This is a genomic window from Mesorhizobium sp. M2A.F.Ca.ET.039.01.1.1, assembly GCF_003998035.1.
GTDB lineage: Bacteria > Pseudomonadota > Alphaproteobacteria > Rhizobiales > Rhizobiaceae > Mesorhizobium.
This window is the reverse complement of sequence record NZ_RZRY01000258.1, coordinates 1-8,306: the sequence shown is the minus strand read 5'-3', so window position 1 is coordinate 8,306 and position 8,306 is coordinate 1. Positions and strand designations below refer to the sequence as shown.

The window sequence follows — 8,306 nt, the reverse complement described above, 5'->3', positions numbered from 1 at the left end:
GTCCCGATATCTCCAATTATCACGACATTTCACGATCGTAAGCAGAAATGTGCCCGCGACCTGTGTATAAGGGTGACATAACTCGCCGTCGAGCCGTTCTTTAGTGTGCGTTTGCGAGTTAGCCGTTTGCAGGAAGGGGTAGGCCGGACTCCGGCAGGCCGACGTGTCGACACATTCTGAACCTGCCAGCAGCCCAAACACGAGCGCTTCTCAGCCGCAGCGGATGGCATGCAGCCGGCGATCGTGGCTCGCGGTCGGTTGACGGGTCTCAACGGCTGCGCCTGGTTCGCTAGGCTTAAGCATTCTGAATTTCCATGGCTGCAGATTCGTTCGGTGCTGGTGGACGTCATTCGGATTGGTCAGCAGGCGGGGCAGGGGGCTCAGGCCTGAGGATCGAGGAGGCGGACGCCCTCGCCTTTGACCGGCGGGCAAGAACTCGACGCCGGCCTTGGTCAGAGCTGCTTCGATGGCAGGCATCCTGCTGACCCGGGAATCGACCTTGCCGTTCTCTAAGCGGGCCAGCGCGTTGAGCGAGACGATCGCCTTGTCCGCAAGCTCCTGCTGTGGGCTGGAGAACCCGCACGGACAGCGAACTCTCCGCGCCCGAGACCCCGGCAGCTTCAGTCGCAGCCGCCTCTATCTCGCGGCCGCGGCCACTTCTCGGCAAGTCGTGGGAGAGGACACAGCAGATGCGATCGCGCCGCGTTATTCCTTTACCGCGCCGGTCATCGAGGAGACGTAGTGCTCGACAAAGAATGAATAGAGGATCACCACCGGCAGCGACCCAATCAGCGCCCCTGCCATAAGCGCGCCCCATTCGTAGACGTCGGAGCGGACCAGCTCGGTGAGCACGCCAACCGGTACCGTCTTCTTTTCCGACGATTGAATGAAGGTCAACGCATAAATGAACTCGTTCCACGATAGCGTGAAGGCGAAGATGCCCGCAGATATCAGACCAGGTACTGACAGCGGCAGCACGATCTTGGTGAGGATCTGCAAACGGCTAGCGCCATCGATCAGAGCGCATTCTTCCAATTCGAACGGGATCGACCGAAAATAGCCCATCAGCAGCCAGGTGCAGAAAGGAATGAGGAAGGTGGGGTAGGTGAGGATCAGCGCGAACGGTGTGTCATAGAGGCCGAGATTGAACACCATCAGGGACAGCGGGATGAATAGAATCGAAGGCGGCACAAGATAGGCCAGGAACACTGCCAGGCCGACCTGCCGCGCGCCCGAGAATCGCAGGCGTTCGATGGCATAGGCCGCCAGCACCGCTGCCAACAGCGACAGGAAAGTGGCGGCCGTCGAGATGATGAGAGTGTTGAGCAGCCAACCAGGATAAGAGGTCTCAAACAACAGATAACGTATGTGCTGCAATGTCGGATGAACAACCCAGAATGGGTTGTAGTACACGTAGTCGGTCATCTCGGCATTCGGCTTAATGGCTGTGACCGTCATCCAGTAGAAGGGGAACAGGAGTACGATCATGAACACCAGCAGCGGCAGGTAGATCGTCACCACCCGGCGGGGCACACTTTGCAGGTAGCCCATGCCCCCTTCGTCGGTATCAACGCGCCCGGCTTGCTTGATCGCGGCCATGTTCAGTCTCCGCCGCCTTGCTGCCATCTGCGCCGTTGCAAGCCGAAATAGCTGAACAGGATCGCCGCCAGCAGGAAGGGGATCATGGCTACGGCGATCGCCGCGCCCTCTCCGAGTTGGCCCCCAGCAATGCCGCGTTGGAAAGATAATGTCGCCATCAGATGCGTGGCGTTCACCGGGCCGCCACGAGTGAGCACATAGATCAGTTGGAAATCGGTGAAGGTGAAGAGCACCGAGAAGGTCATGGTGATGGCAATGATCGGCGTCAGCAGCGGCAGGGTCACGTAGCGGAACAACTGCCAACGGCTGGCCCCGTCGAGGGTGGCGGCCTCGTAGAGCGATTGCGGGATGGTCTGCAAGCCGGCGAGCAGAGTGATGGCGACGAATGGAATGCCGCGCCAGACATTGGCCGCGATCACCGAGGCGCGCGCATTGGTTGGGTCGCCGAGGAAGTTGATGCGATGGTCGAAAAGTCCCATCTGCTGCAGCGCCCATGACAGGATCGAGAACTGCGAATCGTAGATCCACCAGAAGGCGATGGCCGAAAGCACCGTCGGCACCACCCAGGGCAGCAGCACCACCGCGCGAAAGAACGACTTGAAGGGCAGGTTCTCGTTGAGGATGAGCGCCAGCCAGAGCCCGAGCATGAATTTCAGGATCGAAGCGCTGACCGTGTAGAGCAGCGTGTTGAAGACTGAGAGCCAGAAGACGCTGTCGCTCCACAGGTACTCATAATTCTCAATGCCGATGAAGATGCCTGGGCGGCCAATGCGGGCGTCAGTGAAACCAAGCCAGACGCCGAGCCCAAGCGGGTAAGTCAGGAAGACCAGCAACAGCGCAGCCGCTGGCAACATGAAGCCGAAGCCGAGGGTATTTCGGCTTTCCGACAGACGCGACAGGATTGATTGGCGCGGCCGAACCGCAGCTGACGTCACGGCCATGGTCGGCTCCTCATGAGGTCGGGTGCATGGCGGCGCAAGCCGCCGTCCGAAACCGAGCCGGGCAGCACGGTCGACCGCCCGGCTCAGCTGTGGTCATACGCGATAGTAGCGGTTGGCGCGCTTTTCCGCCTCTTCCATCGCTTCCTGCGGCGCGGCCTGCCCGGTCACGGCTTTGGCGAACATGTCGACAAGAACATAGTCGGCCATGGTGGCGGCCGAGGCGTAGCCAAGCGGCCCCGCATAGCCGTTGGGACGTAGCGTCTCCGAGGCCTTCGCGTAGGCCGCGTTGTTCGGATCGGCCTTCCAAACCGGATTGTTGGCGAAGGATTTGAGCGTCTGGCAGCAGTAGCCCGCCGAGGAGGTGATCCAATCCGACATTTGCGGATCCTCGAACATGAACTGCAGATAGGCCTTCGCCGCGTTGGGGTAGGGCGTGTAGTTGAAAATGACGGCTGTGGTCACCTGGAACAGCTCGACGGATTTCCCGACCGGACCGATCGGCATGTTGGTCGTGCGCATGTCCTTGGCGATCTCGGTCAGCTTCGGATCATTGTCCTTGTTGACCTTGGCCGTGTTGTAGACGGAAATCCCGTTGGCGATGACGCTCACTTCGCCGGCCAGGAAGGCGCGGTTGTTGTTGACGTCGAGCCAGCTCTCGGTGCCGGGAATGAAGGTCTTGTAAAGCTCCTGTGCATACTGAATCGCCTTGAGCGTCTCGGGGCTGTTGATCGTGACCTTGCCTTGCTCGTCGACCATCTGGCCGCCATGGCTCCACAGCAGCCAATGCGCATAGTTGTTGCCGTCGCCGACTCCGTGGCCATGCGTGAAGCCGGCAGGATGACCTTTGGCCTTGAGCGCCTTGCAGAGTTCGAGGAAGCCGGCTGTGTCCTTCGGAAACTCCGAGAAACCGGCCTCCTTCACCCAACTTTCGCGGTAGACGATGGCGTTGCCGATGGTGGCCAGAGGCAGGCCAATGAACTTGCCCTCGCGCGTCGCATACTGTTTCGGCCCATCGTACCAGCCGCCATATTTCTTCCCGAGATAATCGCCCAGTTCCGTCACGTTGAGAAGCTTGTCAGGGTACTGGTGCGGATCGTCGAACCAGACGAACATCAGGTCCGGACCTGAGCCGACATTCGCTGCGACCGCAGCCTTGGGGCGAATGTCTTCCCAGCTCTCCTTGTCGACACGGACCTCTACCCCCGTCATTTCGGTGAACCGTTTGGTGTTCTTCAACCACTGGTCCTCGTCACCCTGCACGAAAGGCGACCAGCGCAGGAGCCTCAGCTTTGCGCCATCCTCCGGTTTGTACTTCAAAGCCTCCTGGGCAAAGGCCGGAGAGCCAACGAACTGGCCCCCTAACATGCCGGCGGCGGCGCCGGCGGTCGTGCGGATCACGTCGCGTCTGGTGAATTTCATGCTCGTTTCCTCCTGTCTCTTCGTTGCGTGTCGCCTACCGCTGCGAGGGCTTATCGATGCGCTTGCCGGTTTCGCCGTGAAAGAGATGAACGTGATCAGGCTCGACCGACAGTTGGATGGTTTCTCCAGGCGTGAAGGAATGACGTTCCCGGAAATTGGCAACGATATCCTCACCTCCCGCCGTCCGGCCGATGATCTGTACTTCAGAACCGGTAGGCTCGATCACCACCACGGTGACTGGAATGCCATTGTCGGCCAGCCGCAAATGTTCGGGCCGTATCCCCAGCACGACGGGCTCGCCATTGCCGATGGAGAACGGCGCGGGCAAAGTCACCGAAATCCCTCCTTCGCCCTGGAACCGCGGCGTGCCTTCAGTCAGGATTGTTCCCTTGAGCATGTTCATGGCGGGAGAACCAATGAAGCTTGCCACGAACAGGTTGTTCGGCCGGTCGTATAGATCTAGCGGCGGCCCGATCTGTTCGACCATGCCGTCGTGCATGACCACGATCTTATCTGCCATGGTCATGGCCTCGATCTGGTCATGCGTGACATACACCGTCGTGGTCTTCAGCCGCTGGTGCAACTCCTTGATCTCGGCGCGCATCTGCACTCTGAGCTTGGCATCGAGGTTGCTGAGCGGTTCATCAAACAGGAACACCTGCGGATTGCGAACGATGGCGCGGCCCATGGCGACGCGTTGACGTTGGCCGCCTGAGAGCTGCCGCGGATAGCGCGACAGCAGCGGAACCAGCCCGAGGATTTCGGCTGCCCGCTTAACACCTTTATCGCTATCCGCCTTCGGAACACCTTTGAGCATGAGCGAGAACGCCATGTTCTCCGCAACCGTCATATGCGGATAGAGCGCGTAATTCTGAAAGACCATGGCCACGTCGCGTTCCTTCGGAGCAACGTCATTGACGATCCGGCTGCCGATCGAGATATGGCCGCGCGAAATCTTTTCCAGGCCGGCAATCATCCGCAGAAGCGTCGATTTCCCGCAGCCGGACGGTCCGACCAACGTAACGAACTCGCCGTCATCTATATCGACGCTGACGGCATGCAGGACCTCGGTGGCCCCGAACGATTTGTAGACATCGCCAATCGCGACAGACGCCATCGAATTCCTCCCGATGGTCCCTGCGACTTGTCGCGGGGAGCCGTTTTTATCAGGCGTGGCTTGAAACGGATGCCGGTGCGGCGATCCACCACTGGCGTCGGCGACGTCTGCCCCAGATTTCCTCCCCCCGGGGTCACGCGACTTCGAAACGGTAGCGCTACCAAATCCGCCTGTAAAGCGGCCATGTACAAACCACCAGCAGCCCTCGACCGGTATGGTCGACCAAGAATATGGTTGAAGGATCCGGACGCCTGATGATCGACGCCGGGACCGACGCCATCAAAATGCCGGCGACCGCCATGGTGACGATGATCCGAAACATGAGTTGCCCCTGCCCAAGGAAGTGCAATCAAAACGCCGTAGAGCGGGTCGTGTCCAGCGTCCCCGTGCCGAGGCTCTACTTGCCAGAGATTTTCTCAGCGACAGCGTTCGCTTTGTCCCGATTGCCCTTGGTGTCTTTGATGATTTTCAGGGCTTGGTCCTTAGTGATGCCATGCTTCCGGGCAAAGTAATTGACTTCATACGGCTCGCTTGCCGAAACCCGAGCTCTGTCCTGTTTGCCTCTCTTGGATTTGTCGTCCGCCATAGCCTTCCTCCATGTCGCGTTTCACCTTGGGCGGCCCGCTCACGACCAAAACGGATGAGCCGCTAGCGATCGACAGCCGCGATGTTGCATTCCCCAGGTGTCGTTGGAGTATATCGAGGGCGGCGGCCTTGGAGCGGCATGGGGACTTGCCTACATCGCACATGTCGTCGATATGGAGGTCGATGAGTTCGCCGAAAGTTTTAAGGCGTGCTACACGAGACTTGGTCGGCGTCTCGCCGCGGTCGACTTAGCGTTCGGTTTCGGTCGCCCATCGTCGTGCGTCGTCTCGGCGCAAGAACGTCTCGCTGACGCAGCGACCTTTGCGACGAACCTGCACGCACCAGGAACCGGATGAGAGCTTCGTATAGGCCATTTTTCGTGTGCACTGAGAGATCGAAACTTGGCGAAAAGGGTCGTATTCTGGCGTAAGTTTGTGTGCACTCGGCAGGTTCCAACAAATTGATGTTAAATAAAAGTGCTGAAAAATCAAGATCATAGGGTGGCCGTTGCGCCCATGATGGACTGGACGGATCGGCATTGCCGGTTCTTCCACCGTCAGTTGACGCACCGCGCGTTGCTCTACACCGAGATGGTTGTGGCGGACGCGGTCATCCACGGCGCGCGTGAACGGTTGCTCGGTTTCGACGATGTCGAGCATCCGGTGGCGCTGCAGCTCGGCGGATCGGATCCGGCAAAGCTCGCCGAGGCGGCGCGGATCGGCGAGGCCTTCGGCTATGACGAGATCAACCTCAATGTCGGCTGCCCGTCAGATCGTGTTCAGTCGGGAACATTCGGCGCCTGCCTGATGAAGACGCCGGCCCTGGTCGCCGACTGCGTCGCGGCGATGAAGGCTTCGGTGAAAATCCCCGTCACGGTCAAATGCCGCATCGGCGTCGACGACCAGGACCCGGAGCCTGCGCTCGACACGCTTGCCGACGGCGTGCTCGCGGCCGGCGCCGACGCGCTCTGGGTGCATGCCCGAAAGGCCTGGCTGGAAGGGCTGAGCCCCAAGGAGAATCGCGACATCCCGCCGCTCGACTATCCGCGCGTCTATAGGCTGAAGGCCAGAAAGCCGAACGAATTCATCGGCATCAACGGCGGCATTCAATCGCTTGCCGAGGCGTCGGCGCATCTCGGCCATGTCGACGGCGTGATGCTCGGCCGCGCCGCCTACCATACGCCGGGCATCATGACCGGCGTCGATACCGCGTTCTACGGCGAAGTTGCACCCGCCTTCGACTATCCGGGCCTGATCGACGCCATGGCCGGTTACGCCGCGCGCCATAACGAGCGCGGCGGGCGGCTCGGCCACATCACCCGCCATATGGTCGGACTGTTCCACGGCCTGCCCGGCGCGCGCCGCTTCCGGCAGATACTTTCCACGGATGCGAACAAACCTGGAGCCGGGCCGGAGGTGCTGAAGACCGCTTTCGCGGCAATCGATTTCGCGGCGGAAGCCGAGGCGGCCTGACTCGATCCGATTAATCCCGCAGGATCATGCGGTCGCCGCGCACGTCGAAACCCGACAACGAACCGATGAAGTTCATGCCGAGCAGGCTTTGTTCCAGCATGCCGGGCGCGGCGACCATCACCGTCATATCCTTGCGCACGATGCCGCCGATCGCCAGTTCGTCGGTTCTGACGGTGGCTGCGCGCGCCATGCCGTTGGCGGTGGAGACGTCGACGCTGTAGCTGAGCGCCGCCGGGTTGAAGCCCGCGGCCTGGGCATCTTCCGATGTCAGCACCGTGCTGGTCGCGCCGGTGTCGACGACGGCGCGCACCGGCGCGCCGTTGACCAGGATGCGGGCCTCGAAGTGGCCATTGCCGGCCTTGTCGAGCGTGACGGTCGGGCGGCCGTTCTCCACGCCGAGCGCCAGCGGGCTGCCCGGGACGAGACCGGCCGTCACGCGGCTCGCGACGTCCTGCAGCTCGTAGCGATACTGATAGCCGGCGATCAGCACGAGGATCAGTGCGGCCCAGACGCCGATATTGCGTGCCATGTCGCCAAGCGGCCGGCCCGAGCGGAGCAGGCTCGCGCCGATCACCATGACCAGCACGCCGACCCAGATCAGCCGGCCGAAATCATTGTTGTTCATGCCGAAAGTGTGGCCGGCCGAGTTGTTGAGCATCAGCAGCACCAGCCCGACGCCGATCACCGCCATGACGATCCAGAACAGCCGGTTCATCGGTTTCTTCTCACAGAACGCCGCGTTCGCGCGCCATGCGGGCACGCCGGGTTTCGCGGCGCGGCCGGCGCTCCACCGTTTCGAGCCGCGCCGGCAGTTCGGCCATCACCGCCCGGCGAACGTCAGGAGTCATCCTGAGCCAGTCGGAAATCTCGTCGCGCGTGCGTCCGCAACCGAAGCAGAACCCGGTTTTCATATCGATCGAACAGACCAGGATGCAGGGGGATTCGATGGCGGTCATAGTGTTCTCTTGCGTTCATTCCACATGGTGCAACCGCCGGAGCAATGCAAGCCCTCCGCAATGCGCCGCAAGGCAACGCGTTCGCGGCATCGTCAGGCGGTTGTGCCGGCTGCAGAAGGCGGCTATGCCGCTTGCGATTTCCGCAACGGACCGCGACCGACGCAAATGCCTGCCAAGCCTTTCGATGATTTCCGAAGCCTCCTGACGGCGCTGCCCC

Annotated in this window: 9 protein-coding genes; 2 read left to right on the top strand and 7 right to left on the bottom strand. The window is 61.1% G+C overall.

The window, feature by feature from the left end; translation table 11 throughout:
- Positions 1-466 precede the first annotated feature (466 nt).
- On the top strand, positions 467-742 hold the full coding sequence (locus EOA24_RS41675; RefSeq protein ID WP_189343130.1) for a hypothetical protein: 276 nt from the start codon (positions 467-469) through the stop codon (positions 740-742).
- Here the strand turns inward: EOA24_RS41675 and EOA24_RS19625 are convergent.
- From EOA24_RS19625 to EOA24_RS19605, 5 genes are all read right to left on the bottom strand, one after another.
- Positions 706-1,599 (bottom strand): carbohydrate ABC transporter permease, encoded by an 894-nt coding sequence (locus EOA24_RS19625; RefSeq protein WP_126082690.1) that lies wholly within the window; start codon positions 1,597-1,599, stop codon positions 706-708. The two genes, EOA24_RS41675 and EOA24_RS19625, sit on opposite strands and share 37 nt — an antisense overlap.
- A gap of 2 nt (positions 1,600-1,601) precedes the next feature.
- Positions 1,602-2,540, bottom strand: a complete 939-nt coding sequence (locus EOA24_RS19620) for a sugar ABC transporter permease (protein ID WP_126082691.1) — start codon at positions 2,538-2,540, stop codon at positions 1,602-1,604.
- 93 nt (positions 2,541-2,633) lie between these two features.
- Positions 2,634-3,959 (bottom strand): ABC transporter substrate-binding protein, encoded by a 1,326-nt coding sequence (locus EOA24_RS19615; protein WP_126082692.1) that lies wholly within the window; start codon positions 3,957-3,959, stop codon positions 2,634-2,636.
- A gap of 34 nt (positions 3,960-3,993) precedes the next feature.
- Positions 3,994-5,076, bottom strand: coding sequence for a sn-glycerol-3-phosphate ABC transporter ATP-binding protein UgpC (gene ugpC / locus EOA24_RS19610; protein WP_126082693.1), 1,083 nt, complete (start codon positions 5,074-5,076; stop codon positions 3,994-3,996).
- A gap of 397 nt (positions 5,077-5,473) precedes the next feature.
- Positions 5,474-5,662, bottom strand: coding sequence for a DUF3606 domain-containing protein (locus EOA24_RS19605; protein ID WP_127257358.1), 189 nt, complete (start codon positions 5,660-5,662; stop codon positions 5,474-5,476).
- A gap of 475 nt (positions 5,663-6,137) precedes the next feature.
- On the opposite strand from EOA24_RS19605, the gene dusA reads away from it, so the two are divergent.
- Positions 6,138-7,133, top strand: coding sequence for a tRNA dihydrouridine(20/20a) synthase DusA (gene dusA, locus EOA24_RS19595; RefSeq protein WP_189354036.1), 996 nt, complete (start codon positions 6,138-6,140; stop codon positions 7,131-7,133).
- Between the two features lie 10 nt (positions 7,134-7,143).
- On the opposite strand, the gene EOA24_RS19590 is transcribed toward dusA, so the two are convergent.
- Positions 7,144-7,848: a TIGR02281 family clan AA aspartic protease gene (locus EOA24_RS19590; protein ID WP_126082695.1), complete on the bottom strand. Its 705-nt coding sequence runs from the start codon at positions 7,846-7,848 to the stop codon at positions 7,144-7,146.
- Positions 7,849-7,858: 10 nt separating this feature from the next.
- The gene (locus tag EOA24_RS19585; protein WP_126082696.1) at positions 7,859-8,089 is read right to left on the bottom strand and encodes a DUF1289 domain-containing protein; all 231 of its coding nucleotides are present in this window, start codon (positions 8,087-8,089) and stop codon (positions 7,859-7,861) included.
- Positions 8,090-8,306: the final 217 nt, after the last annotated feature.

Excerpts from the sequence above, each read along its gene's own strand:
- EOA24_RS41675 (WP_189343130.1), top strand. The coding sequence starts at position 467 with ATGGCAGGCATCCTGCTGACCCGGGAATCGACCTTGCCGTTCTCTAAG.
- EOA24_RS19625 (WP_126082690.1), bottom strand. The coding sequence starts at position 1,599 with ATGGCCGCGATCAAGCAAGCCGGGCGCGTTGATACCGACGAAGGGGGC.
- EOA24_RS19620 (WP_126082691.1), bottom strand. The coding sequence starts at position 2,540 with ATGGCCGTGACGTCAGCTGCGGTTCGGCCGCGCCAATCAATCCTGTCG.
- EOA24_RS19615 (WP_126082692.1), bottom strand. The coding sequence starts at position 3,959 with ATGAAATTCACCAGACGCGACGTGATCCGCACGACCGCCGGCGCCGCC.
- ugpC (WP_126082693.1), bottom strand. The coding sequence starts at position 5,076 with ATGGCGTCTGTCGCGATTGGCGATGTCTACAAATCGTTCGGGGCCACC.
- EOA24_RS19605 (WP_127257358.1), bottom strand. The coding sequence starts at position 5,662 with ATGGCGGACGACAAATCCAAGAGAGGCAAACAGGACAGAGCTCGGGTT.
- EOA24_RS19590 (WP_126082695.1), bottom strand. The coding sequence starts at position 7,848 with ATGAACCGGCTGTTCTGGATCGTCATGGCGGTGATCGGCGTCGGGCTG.
- EOA24_RS19585 (WP_126082696.1), bottom strand. The coding sequence starts at position 8,089 with ATGACCGCCATCGAATCCCCCTGCATCCTGGTCTGTTCGATCGATATG.